General features: G+C 34.7%; 23 protein-coding genes. 5 read left to right on the forward strand and 18 right to left on the reverse strand.

What is annotated here, in order from left to right; genetic code table 11:
• Positions 1–42: 42 nt before the first annotated feature.
• From ABWH96_RS12525 to pth, 5 genes are all read left to right on the forward strand, one after another.
• Positions 43–969: a ribose-phosphate pyrophosphokinase gene (locus ABWH96_RS12525; RefSeq protein ID WP_375577873.1), complete on the forward strand. Its 927-nt coding sequence runs from the start codon at positions 43–45 to the stop codon at positions 967–969.
• Positions 970–1,002: 33 nt separating this feature from the next.
• Complete coding sequence (locus ABWH96_RS12530) at positions 1,003–1,656, forward strand: 50S ribosomal protein L25/general stress protein Ctc (protein ID WP_375577874.1); 654 nt, start codon at positions 1,003–1,005, stop codon at positions 1,654–1,656.
• Positions 1,657–1,805: 149 nt separating this feature from the next.
• Positions 1,806–2,537, forward strand: a complete 732-nt coding sequence (locus ABWH96_RS12535; protein ID WP_375577875.1) for a pseudouridine synthase — start codon at positions 1,806–1,808, stop codon at positions 2,535–2,537.
• Positions 2,527–3,297, forward strand: a complete 771-nt coding sequence (locus tag ABWH96_RS12540) for an alpha/beta fold hydrolase (protein ID WP_375577876.1) — start codon at positions 2,527–2,529, stop codon at positions 3,295–3,297. Before ABWH96_RS12535 ends, ABWH96_RS12540 begins: the two co-directional genes overlap by 11 nt.
• Positions 3,298–3,901: 604 nt before the next feature.
• Positions 3,902–4,462: an aminoacyl-tRNA hydrolase gene (pth, locus tag ABWH96_RS12545; protein WP_375577877.1), complete on the forward strand. Its 561-nt coding sequence runs from the start codon at positions 3,902–3,904 to the stop codon at positions 4,460–4,462.
• Positions 4,463–4,740: 278 nt separating this feature from the next.
• Here pth and ABWH96_RS12550 read toward each other — a convergent pair whose 3' ends face one another.
• From ABWH96_RS12550 to ABWH96_RS12635, 18 genes are all read right to left on the reverse strand, one after another.
• A complete protein-coding gene (locus tag ABWH96_RS12550; RefSeq protein WP_375577878.1) occupies positions 4,741–5,271 on the reverse strand; it encodes a transposase in 531 nt (176 codons plus the stop codon).
• A 179-nt stretch (positions 5,272–5,450) separates the two neighbouring features.
• Positions 5,451–5,732 carry a hypothetical protein gene (locus ABWH96_RS12555; RefSeq protein ID WP_375577879.1) on the reverse strand — a complete coding sequence of 94 codons (282 nt, stop codon included), beginning with the start codon at positions 5,730–5,732 and terminating at the stop codon, positions 5,451–5,453.
• 21 nt (positions 5,733–5,753) lie between these two features.
• Positions 5,754–6,944, reverse strand: a complete 1,191-nt coding sequence (locus ABWH96_RS12560; protein ID WP_375577880.1) for an ATP-binding protein — start codon at positions 6,942–6,944, stop codon at positions 5,754–5,756.
• Positions 6,945–7,758: 814 nt separating this feature from the next.
• Complete coding sequence (locus ABWH96_RS12565; protein WP_375577881.1) at positions 7,759–8,892, reverse strand: glycosyltransferase family 4 protein; 1,134 nt, start codon at positions 8,890–8,892, stop codon at positions 7,759–7,761.
• 202 nt (positions 8,893–9,094) lie between these two features.
• Positions 9,095–9,208 carry a type II toxin-antitoxin system YoeB family toxin gene (locus tag ABWH96_RS12570; protein WP_375581482.1) on the reverse strand — a complete coding sequence of 38 codons (114 nt, stop codon included), beginning with the start codon at positions 9,206–9,208 and terminating at the stop codon, positions 9,095–9,097.
• A gap of 205 nt (positions 9,209–9,413) precedes the next feature.
• Complete coding sequence (locus tag ABWH96_RS12575) at positions 9,414–9,590, reverse strand: type II toxin-antitoxin system YoeB family toxin (protein WP_375577882.1); 177 nt, start codon at positions 9,588–9,590, stop codon at positions 9,414–9,416.
• On the reverse strand, positions 9,587–9,811 hold the full coding sequence (locus ABWH96_RS12580) for a hypothetical protein (RefSeq protein ID WP_375577883.1): 225 nt from the start codon (positions 9,809–9,811) through the stop codon (positions 9,587–9,589). Before ABWH96_RS12580 ends, ABWH96_RS12575 begins: the two co-directional genes overlap by 4 nt.
• Positions 9,812–10,114: 303 nt before the next feature.
• A complete protein-coding gene (locus tag ABWH96_RS12585) occupies positions 10,115–10,345 on the reverse strand; it encodes a Txe/YoeB family addiction module toxin (protein WP_375581483.1) in 231 nt (76 codons plus the stop codon).
• Between the two features lie 57 nt (positions 10,346–10,402).
• Positions 10,403–10,624, reverse strand: a complete 222-nt coding sequence (locus tag ABWH96_RS12590) for a type II toxin-antitoxin system Phd/YefM family antitoxin (protein WP_375577884.1) — start codon at positions 10,622–10,624, stop codon at positions 10,403–10,405.
• A gap of 366 nt (positions 10,625–10,990) precedes the next feature.
• Entirely contained in the window at positions 10,991–12,241 is a 1,251-nt protein-coding gene (locus tag ABWH96_RS12595; protein WP_375577885.1) for a hypothetical protein, read from the reverse strand.
• Positions 12,241–13,383, reverse strand: coding sequence for a glycosyltransferase family 4 protein (locus ABWH96_RS12600; RefSeq protein WP_375577886.1), 1,143 nt, complete (start codon positions 13,381–13,383; stop codon positions 12,241–12,243). Before ABWH96_RS12600 ends, ABWH96_RS12595 begins: the two co-directional genes overlap by 1 nt.
• On the reverse strand, positions 13,383–13,763 hold the full coding sequence (locus ABWH96_RS12605; protein ID WP_375577887.1) for a glycosyltransferase: 381 nt from the start codon (positions 13,761–13,763) through the stop codon (positions 13,383–13,385). The genes ABWH96_RS12600 and ABWH96_RS12605 overlap by 1 nt, the downstream gene beginning before the upstream one ends.
• Positions 13,764–13,768: 5 nt before the next feature.
• Positions 13,769–14,464, reverse strand: coding sequence for a hypothetical protein (locus tag ABWH96_RS12610; RefSeq protein ID WP_375577888.1), 696 nt, complete (start codon positions 14,462–14,464; stop codon positions 13,769–13,771).
• A complete protein-coding gene (locus ABWH96_RS12615; protein WP_375577889.1) occupies positions 14,451–15,638 on the reverse strand; it encodes a polysialyltransferase family glycosyltransferase in 1,188 nt (395 codons plus the stop codon). Before ABWH96_RS12615 ends, ABWH96_RS12610 begins: the two co-directional genes overlap by 14 nt.
• Before the next feature lie 163 nt (positions 15,639–15,801).
• Positions 15,802–16,302: a KdsC family phosphatase gene (locus tag ABWH96_RS12620; protein ID WP_375577890.1), complete on the reverse strand. Its 501-nt coding sequence runs from the start codon at positions 16,300–16,302 to the stop codon at positions 15,802–15,804.
• Positions 16,303–16,645: 343 nt separating this feature from the next.
• Positions 16,646–17,686 (reverse strand): N-acetylneuraminate synthase family protein, encoded by a 1,041-nt coding sequence (locus ABWH96_RS12625; protein ID WP_375577891.1) that lies wholly within the window; start codon positions 17,684–17,686, stop codon positions 16,646–16,648.
• A 223-nt stretch (positions 17,687–17,909) separates the two neighbouring features.
• Entirely contained in the window at positions 17,910–18,665 is a 756-nt protein-coding gene (locus ABWH96_RS12630; protein ID WP_375577892.1) for a cytidylyltransferase domain-containing protein, read from the reverse strand.
• Positions 18,665–19,282: a sulfotransferase family 2 domain-containing protein gene (locus ABWH96_RS12635; protein ID WP_375577893.1), complete on the reverse strand. Its 618-nt coding sequence runs from the start codon at positions 19,280–19,282 to the stop codon at positions 18,665–18,667. Before ABWH96_RS12635 ends, ABWH96_RS12630 begins: the two co-directional genes overlap by 1 nt.
• Between the last annotated feature and the right edge of the window lie 6 nt (positions 19,283–19,288).

The following is a 19,288-nucleotide window of genomic DNA, read 5'->3' on the forward strand; positions in this document are numbered from 1 at the left end:
TATAGGACGGGATATTTTATTTTAAGCGCAAAAAATAAAAACATGTCCTCCGTTAAAATCTTCTCAGGTTCAGCATCAAAATATCTTTCTGAAAAAATAGCTGTAAGTTATGGAAAACCTTTAGGAGATGTAGAATTACAAAAATTTAGTGATGGGGAGCTTTCTCCTTACTTTACCGAGTCAATAAGAGGTCATCACGTATTCTTAATACAATCTACCTTCCCTCCTGCAGAAAACATCATGGAATTACTTTTAATGGTGGATGCTGCAAGAAGAGCTAGTGCCTATAAAGTAACTTTAGTAGTACCCTATTTTGGTTATGCGCGTCAGGATAGAAAAGACAAACCCAGAGTTGCTATTGGTGCTAAAATGCTAGCCAATATTTATGAGGCTGCAGGTGCAGATAGAATTGTTACTTGTGATCTTCATGCAGGTCAAATTCAGGGTTTTTTCAACATCCCTGTAGATCATATGGATGCCTCAGCAATATTTGTCCCTTATTTACAGGAAAGTATTACTCCAGACACCATATTTGCTTCTCCCGATATAGGAGGTTCAGCAAGAGCAAGAAGATATGCTAAGCATTTCCAATTAGATATGGTGGTTTGCGATAAGCAAAGAAAAAAAGCCAACGAGGTTGACGCCATGCAGGTGATTGGTGATGTTGATGGCAGAGATGTTATTATCTTCGATGATTTAGTAGATACAGCAGGAACTTTATGCAAAGCAGCAGATATGCTGAAAGAGAAAGGTGCAAAATCAGTACGAGCAATTATTACACATCCTGTTTTATCAGGAAATGCTTATGAAAATATAGAAAAATCAACCTTAGATGAGCTGATCACTACAGATACATTGCCATTGAAGCAAAAATCTGACAAAATTAAAGTGCTTTCGGTAGCCGATATGTTTGCCAAAGCTATCAGAAAAATTCATGATAATGAATCTATCAGTTCATTATTCATATAATTAGTAATTATTCACTTTTAACAAATATATATTATGAAAACTGTTGAGATTATAGGGTATAAAAGAGCAAATCTTGGCAAAAAAGAGGCGAAAAGATTAAGAGCGGAAGCTATGGTTCCTGCCGTATTATACGGTGGTGATGAGCAAATCCACTTTTATGCGCCAATGATTCTTTTTCGCCCGTTAGTATTTACTGCAGAAGCACATTTCGTTAACATCAATATTGAAGGCGATGAGTACCAAGCAATACTGCAAGATGTATCTTTCCACCCAGTAAGTGAAATCATCATGCATGCTGATTTCTTACAATTACACAAAGGAAAGAATATCAAAATGAATATTCCTGTTCATTTGGAAGGTACTGCACCTGGTGTAACTAAAGGGGGTACTTTAATTCACAAAAGAAGAAATCTTTTAGTGAAAGCATTGCCAAAAGATATGCCTGAGCACATTACTTTAGATATTAGTGCTCTTGACTTTGGTAAATCAATCAAGGTTGAATCTGTATCTGTAGAGGATTGTGAGATTTTAGATACTCCACAAGCTTCTATCGCTGTGGTAGAAATCCCTAGAGCACTTAGAGGAAAAGCTACTGATGATGAAGGAGAAGATATTGAAGGAGAAGAAGGAGCTGAAGGTGAAGAAGCAGAAGGAGCTGATGCAGCTGCAGAAGGTTCTGAAAGTTAATTCATATAATTCTTATAAATCAATTAAATCCTGTTCATGTTTCATGGGCAGGATTTTTTCGTTTTTACATTAACTTTAAATTAAACTAGTTTTAATATCTTAGCTAGATTAAGCTAAAACCGATTTATAATTGACTAATCTTCATAATTTTGGATACCCAATTAAAAAGAATAAATAAGTTCCTAAGTGAGGCAGGTTACTGCTCCCGTAGAAATGCGGATAAATTAATTGAAGAAGGGGCTGTTACGATCAATGATAAAATCCCTGAAATGGGTACTAAAGTGGGACCTAATGATGAAGTAAGGGTAAAAGGTAAATTAATTACAGAACCAAAATCAGATTTTGTTTATTTAGCCTTTAATAAGCCAAGAGGAATTGTCTGCACTACGGATACACGAAGAGAAAAAGACAATATCATAGACTATATCAATTACCCAGAAAGAATTTTTCCTATAGGTAGATTGGATAAATATAGTGAAGGATTAATTCTCTTAACCAACGATGGAGATATCGTCAATAAAATTTTAAGAGCCAGAAATAATCACGAAAAAGAATATATCGTTCATCTAAACAAACCTATTAAAGGAGATTTTATTGAAAAAATGGGAAATGGAGTTCCTATTTTAGACACGGTAACCAAAAAATGCTTTGTGGAGCAAATAGGTAAAAGTTCTTTTAGAATTATACTAACACAAGGCTTAAACCGCCAAATTAGGAGAATGTGTGAATATTTCGATTATAAAGTTGCTGGATTAAAGCGCATTAGGATCATGAATGTAAAATTAGATGTTGAAAAAGGAAAATGGAGGCATCTAAGCACTGGGGAACTCAAGGAAATTCAAGAATTAGTAAGCCATTCTGGCAAAACCCATGACAGTTAAAGGCTTTATATTAATCATATTTTTAAGCCTTTGCAGTTATGATATTTCATTCTCGCAGGAACAGCCCATTATCTATTTATTCCCAGGACAAGGCTCAGATGAGCGTTTATTCGACAGCTTGAAATTTAAGAATGATTATAAAATCATACACATTAAATATCCAATCCCTGAAAAAGGCAGTTCTTTGCCTGAATATGCAAAAAGAATAGCTAAACAAATCGATACTACTCAGCAATACATCTTCATTGGCGTTTCATTAGGTGGTATGATTATTAGCGAACTTAATGATTTTTTAAATCCTGAGAAGTCCATTATCATTTCTAGTGCTAAAACTCGATCTGAGCTTCCATTTCGCTATCGGTTTCAAAAAGCTATTCCAATTTATAAAATAGTGCCTCCAAAGCTGATGTTGGCTGGAGCTAAATTTTTACAGCCAATTGTAGAGCCAGATAGAAATACAAATAAGGCCATATTTAAAAGTATGCTTTCAAGTAAAGACCCTGTTTATATGAAACGCACAGTAGAAATGATCATAAAATGGGATAGAAAAATAGAACTGAAGAATTTTATTCATATCCATGGGACAAAAGACCGTACTATTCCGATAAGAAATGTAAAACCCACTCACATAATTGAAGGAGGTTCTCATATGATGACTTTAACGCAGCCCTCTCCTATTAACATGAGTTCGACATTAATTTGGAAATTCAGATTTTTCACCCAAGGGGTGACCAGCCTATGGCTGGCATCCATTCAATAGACAAGGCGTCTTTTTGAAGATATAGCGAGCTATATCGAAGAAAGACAACGCTGTATATTGGATTTTATGGGAAAGTTTTTCTGATTCCGCTTGTAAACAGCGATTTTCTTCCTAAAAATTTCTTACAATAGCCCGCTATTGCTTCAAAATTTTTAGTTGAAACTCACTATTTACAAACGGTCTGAATCCTAAATTAATAATCGAACTCAGGTTATTAATAAAATATTATCAGACTATTTGAATGAGTAAGTAATACTTTAAAACACAAACACTAATACTAAGTTTTTAAAATTGAAAATGATTTACATAGGTTAAAGAATATTCAATTGTATCTTAGATTTTCCACTAAGTTCTAATCTTCTTATCTTTTTGTTTGATCAAAAAGAAACAAAAATCAAGACAAAACAATGCTTCTGCGCTTTTCCCAACGCTGGCTTGCCTGAGCAAGCAGGCCCGCTGTTTTGTCCTCCCACCCGCATGCACAGAGCAAACTTTAATCTTTGAAACTCTAAGAGTTTTTATTCATTTAATAATAGAATCTCAAATTTCTCGGCACTCCCGTAAAAATCATTTATTTTTGCGCTTTGTAAAAAGTAATTGCATTATGAAGTACCTAATAGTAGGTTTAGGAAATATTGGAGCTGAATATGAAATCACCCGTCATAATATCGGTTTTTTAACTTTAGATAGACTGGCTGACCAGCAAAAAGTGGAGTTTGAGACTTTAAAATTGGCCATGAAATCCGAGTTTAAATATAAAGGCAGACAAATCCATTTAATTAAGCCTACCACTTATATGAACCTTTCGGGAAAGGCCGTAAACTACTGGATGCAGGAGCTCAAAATCCCCAAAGAAAATATTATGGTGATTACGGATGACATAGCCCTCCCCTTTGGAAAATTAAGATTGCGAGCTAAAGGATCTTCAGCTGGCCACAATGGTTTAAAAAACATAGAAGATTTAACAGGAGGACAAAATTATGCTCGTTTGAAATTTGGCATAGGCGATAATTTCCACAAAGGTCAACAAGTAGATTATGTTTTAAGCCCGTTTACCCAACAAGAATTTGAAGAACTGCCTTTTATTATGGACAAAGCCTGTGATATGATTTTAGGCTTTTCAACTATTGGAGTCAATAGAACCATGAGTGAGTTTAATGATTAATCAAATTGGTCGTACTTATACCTTCTAATATTTAATTATCCCTCATATAAAAATGTCTGAAACTCCTATCGCCTGCGTCCCACTGGCGATGGCTAATAGTGCCTCTGGCACAGAATAACAGCTTGATTAGGAGCAAAAATTTGCATTCTATAGCTAATAACCGCCAGAGGCGGCAGTAGTTTCCACCAGCCTGAGGCAGGCGGAAGAGTTTGCTATTATTATTTAAATTTCTTACAACGACCATTTTATGAGAAAAAGTGGTTTAAACCTGAAAACTATTACAATTCCTTGACTTTTAGGGGACTATCAAAACAAGCACTACTATATTTATAATATTGAGCTTCTGTAACAATACCTGCTTTAACCGGGTTTTCGTGAATATAATCAATTTTTTGTTCCAGCATTTTAGAGTCAGAAATTAAAATGGGTTGATTATTTCTTTGCCAAAATCTGTATTCTTTAAATGATTTATCCAAAATAGCAAAATGTTTAAAGAGGCTTTGCATCCATTTTTTCCTACTCTCTTTAGGGTTGTTATTAATTTCACTTTTAAATTCCTTTGCGGTAAAACTTTTAAATCTACCCAATAATTCATTTAAATCCTGATCAATTCTTCGGCAAACCATATGTATGTGGTTACTCATAATTACATAGGCAAAAATCTCTAAATTCTTATTATTTTGACAAAATTGAAGGTTTTTAATAAGAATTCTTTTATAATCTTCCCTATCAAACAAATTTATCCAACCAACGATTGTCAAAGTAATAAAATAGGTGTCATTAGGGGTAGTTTTCCGAAATTGGCTCATTTTATCATAAGGTTTTGATTGATTATGTAAATTTATAATCAAAAAACATATTTCAAAAAATATAGCTTAACCTCCTAATATAAAATTATTACCATCGCCTGCGTCTCTTTGGCGATGGCCAATGTTGCCTCTGGCACAGAATAACAGCTTGCTTAGGAGCAAAACTTTGCATTTCATAGCTAACAACCGCCAGAGGCGGCAGTAGTTTCCACCAGCCGGCAGGCGGAAGAGTTGTTTAAGCCTATCAATAAAAGAAATAAGGTAGAAAAACCAGGTACACCTATCGCCAGCATCTTGCTGGTGATAGCTACTTGGGGCCTCTGGCTCAGAAAAACAGTTTGCTTAAGAGCAAAACTTTGCGCTCCATAGCCAACATTCGCCAAAGGCGGCAGTAGTTTCCACCAGCTGGAGGTAGGCTTTTTATCTACTAATTTTGGAAGTAAGGCTAAAGTGGGATTCAAATCAGATAATACTTATTACTTTCAATAAAGAAACCCAAATAACCATAATGGAATTCTATTATGATGACCGATTTCCACATCGTCAATCACTAAATATCCATAAGTCTCATTTACTATTTGTTTTTTGCCTTTATACTTGCCCCCTATTTCAAAGACATACTTTTCATCAATCACAAAATCTGCTTTATCAGCATAGGTAACTGAAAACCGCTGAGCAAGTTGATTCACAAAAAAAGTTTCTCTTAAAGTACCTTTGTTAACATCTGTAGCGAGCACATATGACAAGTTAGTATTATCTAAAAGTATTTTATTGGGCTTCTGAAGTTGGGAAATACCGTGAGCATCTTTAAAAATGTTTCGAATCAATCCAGCTTCATCCAAATAATGAATATAAAGCAAGAGCGTCTTCCTACTTATCCCAATTCTTTCACTCAGTTTAGTCAGATTGGGAACAAAAGGAACACTTTGTGCCAAAATGACCAGTAGTTGTTTTAATTTGTTTACATAAGCAAGGTCAATATTACGCAATACTGGCAATTCAATTTCCAAAATCATATTAAGCACTTCTTCTACTTTATGACTATAAAGTGAAGTTGACTCTCTGTAAAAAGGATAGTAGGCTGATTTAAGGTACTTTTCAAAATATTTAAAGGGCTTCAGCTTACTAGAAATATCAAGCGCTAATGACACATGCTCATTTAAAAGTTGAGCTAATTTAATTTTTGGAAACTCCTGTCCCGTTTCTAAGGCTAAAAATTCCCTAAATGATAAACCTTGCATTTCATGTACTATTGCCCTTCGGCTCAGGTCTGCGCGGGCATTCAAGATCTCCAACAGAGATGATCCTGTAAATACTACTTTGATTTCTGGAAAATCATCGTAAATATTCTTTAATTCTTTAGCCCAGTTAGGGTATTTATGTACTTCATCTACTGCTAATAAATTTCCTCCCCTCTGAACAAAATGATAAGCTAAATCATAAAGTGTATTATCAGCAAACCATAAATTATCCAGACTGACATAAAGCGCCTTTTCTTGATAATCAGACTGAAGCTTTAAAAACTGAAGCAACAAAGTTGTTTTCCCTACTCCCCTTTGCCCTTTTATACCAATTAATCGGGCATCCTCTTGAAGCCATTCAATACTATCCCGAACAAAAAAGGTATCAGTAGCTGCAATCTTTTTAAGGTATAGGTTAATAAGCTTTTCCATTTTTGTAATGTATAAGATACAAATATAGTAATTTCTGTTACTTTCAGTAAACGATTTTGATAGAAAGTTGGGTGTTGGGTGTGGAAGAGCTTCCTAGCCCCCAAAGAAGAATTGGAGCCTAGTAATTCTTAAGGAGGAAAAATCGAATATTGTAGAAGTAAATAGTGGGGTGATGGGTGATGAATAGGTCAGTACCGAAGGTCAGACCAAGGTAGCTTGAAGTGGGAAGTTGGAAGCTTGAAGTGTATCTAGCTCGCTAACTGGGTTGGGGATTTTAGTCAGGTCCTAAGATCGGACTTTTAAGTGAAGCTTTGTGAAAATGAAAGATGCAGACTTAAACCATCTATCGCCAGCATCTTGCTGGTGATTTTTACTATGTGCCTCTGGCACGGAATATCTGCTTGCTTAAGAAGCAAAGAGTGGCATTTCATTGCTAAAATCCACCTGCCTTGGTCTGACGGTTGAAACCGTCTGATCAAAAGAAGGGGCTAGCTCCTTTGTTAATTCCTATAGTATCGGTCAGACGTTAAGAATCATGGATAAGCTTTAGTAATTGGGGAAGATTAATCGTTTCAACTGATCTATAAAAGCGTCAGACCGAATTCCCTCTAATGGATTTTTGTACAACCACCCCAGCCCTCCTTTTTGCAAGGTTTTAGTTTGATGAAATCCATGGTTAGCTAGTAGCAGTCAAGACTACTTCGTGCCTCGCAGTGACGGTAATTACCAACCATTATCGTTAATCAACAGGCTCTATTAGCTCTAAGCTATCCCATTACTAATTCCCAAATTATTAATTATTAATTAAAACCTCTTACCCAATCCCCATAAACTCAAACAAATGCTCATTTACTTTATTCACATCATATTTTTCTACAGCTAATCGATAGCTCTCTCCCCCTTTTTTTTCTATTAAAGCTGGATCTTCTATAAAGGATTTCATGGCTGTTACCAATGCGTTTGAATCTTTCACTGGAATCAAATAGCCGTTTTTATCTCCATCTATAGTTTCCCTGCAACCTGGGTTATCGGTGGTGATAATGGGTTTGCCCATGGCCAATGATTCTAATATAGTACGGGGAGTACCTTCTCTATAATAAGACGGTAGGACAAACACCGAGCATTCGGACAAATACTTACGGACATCAGACTGAAAGCCTAAATATTCTATATTGCCTCTTTCATGCAACTCCTTTAATTCTTTTTCTTCTAAGGAATCGGGATTACCTTCATCTATCATGCCGATGAGTTGAAAAATCACTTCAGAATGATCTTTTTTGATGATCTTCACTGCTTGTAAATATTCATTTACACCCTTTGCTCCTATTAAACGAGCTATCAATAAAAATTTAATAGGATTGAGCTGTGGTTCTGCTTTTGGATAATGTTTAAGATCCACTCCTGAGCCTGCTGTTATGGTTTGCTTAGTTTGAGATTGAAGCAAATTATGCTGCTTAAAAAACTGCTGATCATCTGGATTTTGAAAAGCGATAAACGGTAACTTTGAAAAGGCTTTTTTATAAAGCCTGAAAATGACCGAACGGACTAATTTTCTTTTGAAAGTATTGGCTTCCATGCCTACGTAACCCAGACCGGTGATCCATGCCAATACTTTGGTATTTTTTATGCTTTTAGCAGCCCAGCTGCCATATATATTAGGTTTTATGGTGTAAGTGATAACCACCTCTGGCTGAAGCTCTTTAAAAAGCTTTTTAAGAAATTGGAGGGTTTTATAATCTTGGAGGGGATTGAAGCCTGTTCTGCCTAAAGGAACTTGAATAAATTCAACATCCAGTTCAGCTAAGGTTTTTTCGGTGGCTTCATCATTGCCTGGGGCTAAAGCAATTACTTTATAGCCTTTTGCTTGCAGGGCAGTGAGTAAGGGTTTACGGAAGTTAATGACGGATGGCAGGTAGCTGCCGAAGACAATGGCTGTGGGTTTTTGCATCAGGCAAAGTTAACCGCGGAGACGCTAAGACGCAAGGTTTATTCAGCTAAAGCTGAAATGGGATAACCACGGAGTTACACTGAGTTTTACTCCAAGGGCACTAAGAAATAAATAGCTAAAGCTTATTAGTTTTTATACCACAATCTGTCCAATAAAGAAAGTCATGGGTTGCCAAGAGTGCAAAGAAATAAAATAATTCTAATTATTTATAATGCGAATAGCAGGAAATAACGATAATATCTGTATCTGTTGCCTTATAAATTAATCGATGCTCTTGAGATATTCTTCTACTCCAATAACCTTTAACCCGAAAAATTTATAATACTTTTTCGTCCGAAGGACAAACAATTTATAAAAACAAATTATTAGATAGTTACAATGTGAAATTGACATTAAATTGTGAATTTTACAACACTCAAATTTGAATTATTATGTTTTTATAAATTATCGGGGTTAACCCTGAATTAATCAATTGATAATCAGTTATTTTAGATATACTATCATCATTTATCATATTCTTCTCATAAATAATGCGGGTTAAACTGATGTTTTAAGGGTTCTGGTTTACCTTTTCCTTCAAATGGTGTTTTTGAAGTTTGAATTAATAATTCACCAATCTTTTTAGCAGTTTTTTTATCCTGATGAATCCAATTTTGATACTCTTCAAATGCCTTTGGAACAAAAAGAATATTTCTCATATCAAATCTTTTGCAGAAACTTCTTTAACTTCTCCTTTTTGCTCGAATTCATTTATTCGATCTAATATTTCATTTGCATATTTAGGGGAAGATAAAATACGGTCTGTTTCATCCGTAGGATGAATTGAAATTTGAATTTCCTGATGAGGAAACAATTTTTTTATTCCCTCTAAAAAATCCATGTTAAGCGAATCTGTATTGATTTTGATATTTGTCTCCATTCTTTTTTAACTTAATACTTATTAATTCAGTTCCTATTTGGGATTAAAAGTGCTAAATTCTTTGGATTTAAAAAAATATAAGATTTGAAGGTACAATCTAAATTAGGTAAACTCAAAAGTTTTTCATCTAAAGCTGAAATGGTTTAACCACTGCTTGTGCCGACACATCGGTAAGTTACACTGAGAATTTCACTAAGAGTCACAGAGAAAATGTGAGCTAAAACTGTGGAAATTCATGCAAAGTTTACGCAAAGAAAAAAGGTGTGAATTATTAATTGACCTATGCACTTTAATCTTTTAATACTATTTATCATCGTAATGAAATCTGCATTGAACTACAACGCACTTTTGATCGACTCCTTTTTTGCCACTCACTTTATAAACTAATCTATGTTCGCCACTAATCCTGCGTGACCAAAAGCCTTTTAGACTATGTTTTAAAGGTTCTGGTTTTCCGATTCCTGTAAAAGGGTTTTGTTTTATTGCGCTTAGAAGTTCTTTGATTTTTTGGACGTTAGAAAAATCATTCTCAATCCAATAACTTAATTCTTCCCAAGCACATTATAATTAATAATTACGAATTACTAATTATTAATTAATTTGCTCAATGGATTCTCTCAAGCGGTTTCTGTTGGCTTTTGTTGAAAGCAAATGTTCGGTTTCTTTTAAGGAGTTGTATTCACTTATCGACATCATAACTACACCTTCATCATCATTTTTACCAGGTAAAATTATTGTCTCAAAGGACTTGGAAACTTCCTCAATGTATTTTGTTAAATTTTTTCGAAAATTTGAAATTGTTAATGCCTTCATTATAAAGTGTTTCTTGCAAAAGTTTAAATTAAGTAAAATAGTTCAAAATATGAATTTTTAATTGATTCAATACTAAGCTAAGCATTCGAGAAAACAACTTGTCCCGAACTTATCGGGAAAAGTTTATCAGCTAAAGCTGAAATGGGTTAACCACGAAGTTACACGGAGAATTTCACTAAGGACACTAAATAAAATCAGCTAAAGCTGATCATTTTTGAACCATAAAGTAACAATAGAAAACAAAAGGATTTCAGCTAAAGCTGAAAGAAAAATCACGCTAAGTCGCGAACCTACCTGGCGGCAGACAGGGACGGTAAGTTTTACGCAAAGCAGAATTACCAACTCAAATTATTAATTATTCACTTACTAATTATTAATTAACCCCCTTTGGCGGTTAATCTCAGCTTGCTTTCTTTTTCTCCACATAAACTGCTGATAGGCTCTTTTGACTTTATCATCATAAGCAAAAGCCATAAGGAAAAGGAAGGGGAAGATAATGGAGCGGTGGCGGGCTATTAGGCCAATATTATTTTCAAAAAGGCCTACGGTGACTACATAAATAAATACAAAGGCCAATACAAAAGTGGACAACCTATGACTTAAACTATCCTTTATAAAACTCATGACTGATTTTCTTCTAATAATCAACAACAATAAAACAGCATTGATTTCTATAGCGGCCGCAGCAGTAAATACATTTCTGATCTCCCACAGAAACGGTCGAGCCAAAACATCCACTATTCCTTGAGGAATAGAGCCTATACCTCCTGCTTTCTCATCCAAGACTCCGGTTCCGTATTCATTATTTCTTAATGTCCCTCTTTGAAGTTCTGTTAATTCTTGATTTGAAAACTCTTCTACTCCCCATTGGTCGGATAAATAATTGGCTAATAAAATAATTACCACTATACCAGCAGTAATCTTAAAAATGCGAATCAACCAATTATCCTTTATATTTAAAATAAAAAATGAACCTAAGGCCAAAACTGCTACATAAGCTGTTGGAGGTCTAAAAGCATATAAGATCGCCAAGCCAATTATTATATAAATATAATTCAAGCGTTTATTATGGATACCCATGCAGACTACTCCCATACCTAAAAACATAAAAGCATCTTTTCCAATAGTGGAAGTCCAAAACCATAAGGCTGGAAAAAGTAAAACCCAAAATAATAAATTGGGTTGATCTAAAAAGAAATAATTTTTACTAAAGGATTTAAACAATAAGATCAGACCAGCAAAACACACTGCGCTAAAGAGCAAATAAACACCAAATTCATTATCAAAAGTGAAAATCATAAAGAATGCTGCCGGGTAGGCCACAAAATTGGTGTAGAATAATTGCCCGTTACGCCACATACTTTCAACAAAAAATGGAGAAAAATCAAAAGCTCTAAAATATTCTGCAAAGTTGGCTGCCCAGTTATCATAAACCCAGGCATCTACACCACCCCCACTGAAAAAACGGGCATAGACTATATAGCCCACAGTCCCCAGAATTCGAAAAAAAACACCCCAATTATACCGCTTATTTAGCTGAGGTTGATTTTTAATATAAGAGGATTTTAGCCATTGGGCTAAACCTATCAGAAGCAATATGGCTATAATAGCGCCCACTAATTCAATGCTGATTGGTAAAAGTCAATGGTTTCTTGGGTCATGCGCTTTAAATTATAATAATTTTTTAGCTCCTGATGTGCGTTTAAACCCACTTCTTTAGCTTCTGAAGGATGATTTAAAATGTAAGACATCTTTTCAGCTAATGCTTGTGTATCATAAGGTGGAACCAAATAACCAGTTTTACCATCTTTCATTAATTCATTTCCGGCTGGAACATCCCAGGAAACTACTGGCTTTTTACAGTTGAATGCCTCCAAAAACACCACCCCAAAACCTTCAGAAATAGAAGGCACCGCTACCAAATCAGAATTATACATCCACTTAATCACTTCTTTGCTATAGCCTGCAAAATGAATATGATCTTCTAGTTTTAGGTCTTTTGTTTTTTGTTTAAGATCTTCCTCTAATTCTCCACTTCCTACTATAATTAAGCCAGCTTCTGCATCCTGCGCACGGAGCTTATACATGGCTTCTATTAAGTAATGATGCCCCTTAAAACCTACTAATCTACCCACTATAATGATTTGCTTTTTAAACAACTTAAAATCAGCATCCAGCAATTCATCAGAGGTTTTGGGAAAATCAAAACCATAGTGAATCAATTTCATTTTCTCCTCTTTTGCAAGTCCGGTTTTAATAAAAAAGTTTCTTAAGCCATGGGAGATTGTAAAAGATTGATCGCAGAGTCTTTCTGATAATTGAGCTAATAGAAAATAAGGAGTTTTATTTTGCTTGGTAGCATCAAAACCATATTGAGCCGTAAAGTTATTGTCATAACCGTGTTTGGTACTGACCCAAGGACATTTGATACCTCCTGAAAATAATTTAATCAAGCTTAAATGTAAGTCAGCATGAATTAAGTGGGTATGGACAACATCAAACTCATTATGATTTATTAGTTTTTTAATTTTTCTTAAGGAAGATATTTTTGGAATTCGGCCAATATTAAGTTCATGCGTTTTTACTTCCAAAGAATTTAATCGGTCTATGAAATCACCTCCTATGCCTCCTTGATAATCGGTATATAGCCTTAAAAACTCAATTTCAATTCCTTTGGCCATTAAAGCTGGAATAATTTTCAATTGATAATTTTCCGCCCCAAAAATCCCGCCTTCTTTTTGTATAAAAAGTATCTTCATTAACTTAACTTTGAATAAAGTAATGCTGCATTATTAAAATTAGTGAAATTAGTTACCGCAGCTTCTCTTGATTGCTTTTTGTAACCATAAAATTGTTCCTCTGAATCTAACAAAGTACTTATTTTAGTTGCCATATCTTTCGCACTATTTTTATATAGTAGCCCACCAGTATATTCAGAAATAACATTATTAATCCCTTCTACATCCGAAGCTAAAATGGGTAATCCACAAGCTTGAGCCTCCATAATGGAATAGCAGATGGTTTCTCCTTCTGAAGCATGAATATAAGCATCCAATGATTGGTAAAAAGATAATAATTGATTACGTGTTAATAAGCCTTCAAATTCAACTTGGTCAGCTAAACTTAATTTGTTGACCAATTCTTCTAGTTCCGTTTCTTTATGCCAGTGCCCGCAATTCTAAAATAAACTTTTAAACCTTTGTCTCTTAGCTTTGCTAAAGCTTCTATTATTAAATCATGTCTTTTACCTTGAATAAGCCTGGCTGTAATACCCAAATTAAAAATATCGTTTTTAGGCTTGTCTTCAGGAGGCTGGAAAAAATTGATATCTACGGTTTTAGGAATAATATGTGAGTTTTCCCCAAATTTCAGTAAGGGTAAAATTCGTTTATTTTGTTCGAAATGTCCTTTATAAAAGTAAATCATTTTATAGGCAAACAAATGATTTACTAAAGTAAAAACCTTTTCAATCTTTGTTTTATAGGCTAATGTGGTATGGTCAAAAGCTATTAATTTCCATTTCTTAAAAAGACCAATTAAAGTTAAAAGGCTTAAACTAAAAGTATGTAAAAGCAAGTACTGAATTTGATGTTTTTGCTGAAAACCCATAACAGACTTTAAAGCCTTTAAATCAATCTTAGATTGTTTTTGCTGGTATTGGTATGTAATTTTATTTTCAATACAAAACTCTTCTAATTCTTGATTTAGAGCTTCTATTCCATAAAAAAAAGCAAAATGTTCAAATTGCTTTTCTTGATCACTCTTGACAAAATTCATGAAGTAAGTTCCCAATCCTCCTTGTCCTGAGTAGAGAATATGTAGTAGCCTAATTTTCTGCATTCAATATTTCAGCCAAAAGCTCCAAAGATATGGCTTCCTTGCTGTAAAAGAAACGATTGATTAATTTCTTGTGCTCCAATTTACCTTTGTTAAAACTCAAATTTTCAACCGTAAATTGATAAAAAGGTAATATTTTGACTTGATCGACATCTTGTAGCGCTTCCTGTAAACCTGAATAGAATATATTGAATAAAATAGTCGGTTTCCAATACACTGCGGGGATCACCATAGTAGAATAAAATCCAAAGCAGCCTATAGCAGATTGAACATAGCGATTGAAGTTTTCTATTTTTCGCAAATAGACAATATTATCGTTTTGAGGTAACCAATTGGAATTAAATGATTCTGGATGCAGTTTGATATAAAGTTTAGCATTTTGCTGTACACAATACTCATTTAGCTTTAAATAGAATCGAATCATATTTTCTTTGCTTACCGTCTCTTCTCCAAAACTGTTTTCTGCAAAAGCCTGATCGATATGCAAATAAAAATCTTCTTCTATTAAATCATTTTCTTTTTTTAGATATTGTGTTAATTCCGGACTTCCAATATATTGAATACGTTTGGCTCCTATTTTATCAACTTCTTTATGAATAGTTGCATTGAAAGGCGAAAAGCAAATATATAAATCAGGCTTTTTAGCTTCAAAGGATAAGTGCTTGGCTGCCCAATAAGGTCCAACTTTTTGGGAAGCTTTAATAAATAAAGAAATCTGGAAAAGTAATAGTTTTTGAATTCCATTTAGAGAATTATTGATCCAATTAAAGCTGCTGAAACCAGAACTGCTCTTAGCCTGATTACTTTGAGAAGCTAGTTCCTTCTTTTGCCATATTTTCTCACGGGTTCTGTAGTCTTTATAATTAGTATAAATGCCATGTTGAAGGATATAGGTTAGAATATTTTGCTTTTTAGCGTTAACATTCAAAGCAATATTTAAACCGCTTTCAACGGACATAAATACTAGCTTGTCAGGTTGAATTTGGTCTAATAAATCCTGGGCTGAGTTGTAATCTGACCAATGAATGGTTTGGGCAAATTTTTGGACATAGTTTTCTTTCTGTGGATCGGGTGAGATGCCGGAGAGAAATATAAATTCAAATTGATTGGAAAGTGCTTTGAAAGGCAATATCCAGTCCTCTCTGTGGGTGGGCCATATAGCTAAAATCCTTTTCATGGCTTACCCCCTGATTGAACCGCAAAGACGCGGAGACGCAAAAACCAACCGCAAAGGCGCAGAGACGCTAAGAAAAAATAAGAAATTGATTTTAAGTGTTTGCATTGAAATTTGAACTCAATTAATATTTGTGATTATAATGTTAAATATAAAACTTTGCGCCTTAGCGTCTTTGCGGTTCCAATAAAGTTTCGATGTTCATCTCTTTACTAATCATCCACTCAACGAATTCTCTGAACGCTCCTTCGCCTCCTTTTTTGGTGGTGACATAATCAACATGTTTTTGGATGTAATCAGGGGCATTAGCTGGGGCGGAGGAGATTCCTGAGGCTTTTAATAATTCTAGGTCTCCTATATCATCGCCTATGTAGGCTACTTCTTCCAAGCTGATGCCTAATTCATCACAAAGCTTTTGAGCAACTGGCAATTTATCGCTTATGCCCATGAAAAGATGCTTGATTTTGAGTTTATCGGCTCTTCTTTGGACGATTTGGGTGTCTTCACCGGTGATGATGCCAATTTCGATATTAAGCTTGCGTGCGAATAGAACGCCTGCTGAATCGGAAGTGTTGAATTTCTTCCATTCATTGCCTGATTGGTCGTAGTACATCCCGCCATCGGTCCATACCCCGTCAATATCAGTTAAAATTAATTTGGGTAACATAATTACATATTATAAATCAGAAAATAAGAGCCTTTAATTAAATATTTTAAGCTTTGCTTAAAATCAATAGATTCCCGCCTTCGCGGGAATGACGCACAGAATAAAGTGCGAGAATGATGTACGGAAGACAATGCGAGTATGGCGCATGGAACAAAGTGTGTCGAGTTAAAGTAAAGATGATTCAACTAATAATAATAGTACTTAATAATTTGCTAAACCTTCTAAACCTGATTAGAACGTCATTCCCCTGTAGAGGGGAATCTTGTCAAATGTCAAATAATTATTTGACATTTTTTCAAACAACCTGATGTCTCGAAATCAAGAAATGGAAGAACCTTTGCGGTTAATCTACCATTTCTTTATAAATCACCTCGTCCTTTGGAACATCCTGATTAAGCTTTTTCCCTACAACATGCTCTCTCTCCGCCCACTTAAACCCATCACCCGGGCTTAACATATGCAAATCCTCTTCTTTGATGATATCTCCTTTCTTAAGCTCTTTTTTAGTGGCTATGGAACGCTCTAATTTGATTTTAGCTGCTTCTACTGCCTCACTGGTTTCTTTTTTCTTATCTCCCAGTGCCATTTCAAGATTTCGGATATCCCTCACCATTCTATACATCCCATCTGGCGCTAAAGAACCCTTTTGATCAGTCCCTTTCATGCTGCGGTCTAAAGTGATATGCTTTTCAATTACTTCAGCTCCCATGGCAACTGCTGCAGTAGGGATTGAAATTCCAATAGAATGATCGGAATAGCCAATGGTATAATCTGGATAGCATTCTTTTAAAAAATGAATACTGTTGAGGTTTATATTTTTATATTCTGATGGGTATTGCGAGAGACAATGTAAAATTGTAATCTTTTCGTGATGTTTGGTTATGACTTCCAATGCATTATCGATTTCCTTTACTCCGCCCATTCCCGTTGAAAAAATAATAGGAATTTTGGTTTCAGCCAGGGCTTCCAATAAAGGTAGATTAGTTAAATCACGGCTGGCTACTTTTAATCTGTCCGGTTCAAAATAGCGCAACATAGACAGGCAACCTGTGGCACAAAGGGTTTCCACAAAATCAAGCCCGTAGCTTTTGGCGTATTTATACAATTCAAAATGCTGTTCGTCATTTAATTCTAAAGCAGCACGATGTTCCCCATAAGTAGCCCCGAAGCTATTGGGGTTATCATAAGGTTTAGCCATAGCCGAAGCTGAAAGCTCCTCACTTAAATCCCGTTTGGTCAGTTTAACTGCATCCCAAGGCTTGAGTTCCTGCCCAAAAAGCGGATCTACCACTTCTTTGGCTGCTTTATCGAATAATAATTTGGCTATATCTACGGAGCCGTTGTGGTTTTGGCCGATTTCTCCGATTAAGTATGTGTTCTTCATAGACATTTGGTTTCACGCAAAGAGCGCTAAGATTTAAAATGCAAAGTGAGCAAAGATTTTATTAAAATTAAAGTTAATTGCAAGGCATTAACTAAACAAATAATGCCTTCATGAATTGAATTATAGTATCTGTTTCTTTTTTATTTTTTTCTTTGCGCCCTTTGCGTCAAATCTCTTCTGCGGTCTCCCGATGCTGCGATGCGGGACAGGTTTGCGTGAAACCTTACTTACTGAACTTAGCTATCCCCTCTCCCATCACCGCCTTAATCTCCTCATGCTCATCAGCTGTTCTCACTAAATTATCCAAAGAAAAATCCCCTCCATTATTTTGAATGATTTCATAGAGCTTCTGCATATTTTCAAAATCTTCAGGTGTATCAATGGTAAACCTCAAATCTTTTCGGTTTTTGATTATCTCAGGTGCTGGTAGCAATTTCACATAAAATTTTTCAGGATTTCCATATATATAATTCGTCACATGCTCTCTATAGAAGGTTCCATTTTCAAGCTTTTCAGTTTCTTCATGTGCTTTTACCAATGCTTTTCTGCTTACAATTTCAGGATATAAACCCCAATGAGTTCGAATGGCTGGAGTACCCTCAGCATCAGCATAAGAAATATAATCAGTCTCAGAACTCATAGCCTTTAAAAACTCATTAATACTGCCAAGTTGCATAAAAGGATTATCAGAGCATATTCTCACTATAAAATCAGCATCTGAAGCCTCAATAAAACGGCTTAATACATCTACCTCACTACCTCTGAAAAGTCCGACCTGATGTTGCTTTGCAAAATCTTCAATTTTATCGTCAGCTGGCTGATTGGTTGTAGCAATAAGTAATGGAAAATTAGAATTTTTCTTAAAGGCTTTAAGTTGAATATCTAATATACTATCATGATTATAAAAAGGGGTTAAAACCTTTTTAGGCATGCGGGTGGAAGAAAGACGGGCTTGGATGATGACTTGGATATTAAGCATTAGTATTCAATTTCATAATCAAAATATTCAAAATCTTTTTTATAGAAATTAATCACCTTTTGTTTAAAGGATTCATCTTTAAAATAATCAATTTCTTTCCTTTTTGATTGATTTAGATGTGGAACCGAAACATTCGATATATCTAATTTAGAACAGAGTTGTTCTACATCATTTTCTAAGTTTTCAAATTTTAAAACAAAATCGACCCTTTTACTGGACATAATATGGTTAGAATAATCAATTTGTGGTCTGATGGCATAAGGTTCTTTTGAAAACACCTCAAAATATTTTTCAAAAGAGAATTGATGTAGTTCCGGATATTTTTGTAAAAAATGACCTTGGTATGATTCTTTAGTATGATAATTATAGGAACTAATTAATCGATCAATAGGATGCCTAACTACTAAAACTGAAAAATACGATTCCCAAGTTCTTTTGTTGACTAAAAAAGATGGGGTTTGATGACTTGTTGATTCGCCTTCTTTTAATTCTATTCCCAATAACTTTATTAAACTATTACCTGCTGCTTTCGGGTTATGAATGAAAATGATTTCTTTGCTATTTAGGACATTCGTTGGGAATTCCTTTCTAAATAGACTAAAATATAAATATTTCAATATCGA

It is taken from the genome of Marivirga tractuosa (assembly GCF_042140215.1).
Lineage (GTDB): Bacteria > Bacteroidota > Bacteroidia > Cytophagales > Cyclobacteriaceae > Marivirga > Marivirga tractuosa_A.

What these genes read in the sequence shown, in the direction of transcription:
- ABWH96_RS12525 (WP_375577873.1), top strand. Translation starts at nt 43, where the DNA reads ATGTCCTCCGTTAAAATCTTCTCAGGTTCAGCATCAAAATATCTTTCT.
- ABWH96_RS12530 (WP_375577874.1), top strand. Translation starts at nt 1,003, where the DNA reads ATGAAAACTGTTGAGATTATAGGGTATAAAAGAGCAAATCTTGGCAAA.
- ABWH96_RS12540 (WP_375577876.1), top strand. Translation starts at nt 2,527, where the DNA reads ATGACAGTTAAAGGCTTTATATTAATCATATTTTTAAGCCTTTGCAGT.
- pth (WP_375577877.1), top strand. Translation starts at nt 3,902, where the DNA reads ATGAAGTACCTAATAGTAGGTTTAGGAAATATTGGAGCTGAATATGAA.
- ABWH96_RS12550 (WP_375577878.1), bottom strand. Translation starts at nt 5,271, where the DNA reads ATGAGCCAATTTCGGAAAACTACCCCTAATGACACCTATTTTATTACT.
- ABWH96_RS12560 (WP_375577880.1), bottom strand. Translation starts at nt 6,944, where the DNA reads ATGGAAAAGCTTATTAACCTATACCTTAAAAAGATTGCAGCTACTGAT.
- ABWH96_RS12565 (WP_375577881.1), bottom strand. Translation starts at nt 8,892, where the DNA reads ATGCAAAAACCCACAGCCATTGTCTTCGGCAGCTACCTGCCATCCGTC.
- ABWH96_RS12575 (WP_375577882.1), bottom strand. Translation starts at nt 9,590, where the DNA reads ATGAGAAATATTCTTTTTGTTCCAAAGGCATTTGAAGAGTATCAAAAT.
- ABWH96_RS12580 (WP_375577883.1), bottom strand. Translation starts at nt 9,811, where the DNA reads ATGGAGACAAATATCAAAATCAATACAGATTCGCTTAACATGGATTTT.
- ABWH96_RS12590 (WP_375577884.1), bottom strand. Translation starts at nt 10,624, where the DNA reads ATGAAGGCATTAACAATTTCAAATTTTCGAAAAAATTTAACAAAATAC.
- ABWH96_RS12600 (WP_375577886.1), bottom strand. Translation starts at nt 13,383, where the DNA reads ATGAAGATACTTTTTATACAAAAAGAAGGCGGGATTTTTGGGGCGGAA.
- ABWH96_RS12610 (WP_375577888.1), bottom strand. Translation starts at nt 14,464, where the DNA reads ATGCAGAAAATTAGGCTACTACATATTCTCTACTCAGGACAAGGAGGA.
- ABWH96_RS12615 (WP_375577889.1), bottom strand. Translation starts at nt 15,638, where the DNA reads ATGAAAAGGATTTTAGCTATATGGCCCACCCACAGAGAGGACTGGATA.
- ABWH96_RS12620 (WP_375577890.1), bottom strand. Translation starts at nt 16,302, where the DNA reads ATGTTACCCAAATTAATTTTAACTGATATTGACGGGGTATGGACCGAT.
- ABWH96_RS12625 (WP_375577891.1), bottom strand. Translation starts at nt 17,686, where the DNA reads ATGAAGAACACATACTTAATCGGAGAAATCGGCCAAAACCACAACGGC.
- ABWH96_RS12630 (WP_375577892.1), bottom strand. Translation starts at nt 18,665, where the DNA reads ATGCTTAATATCCAAGTCATCATCCAAGCCCGTCTTTCTTCCACCCGC.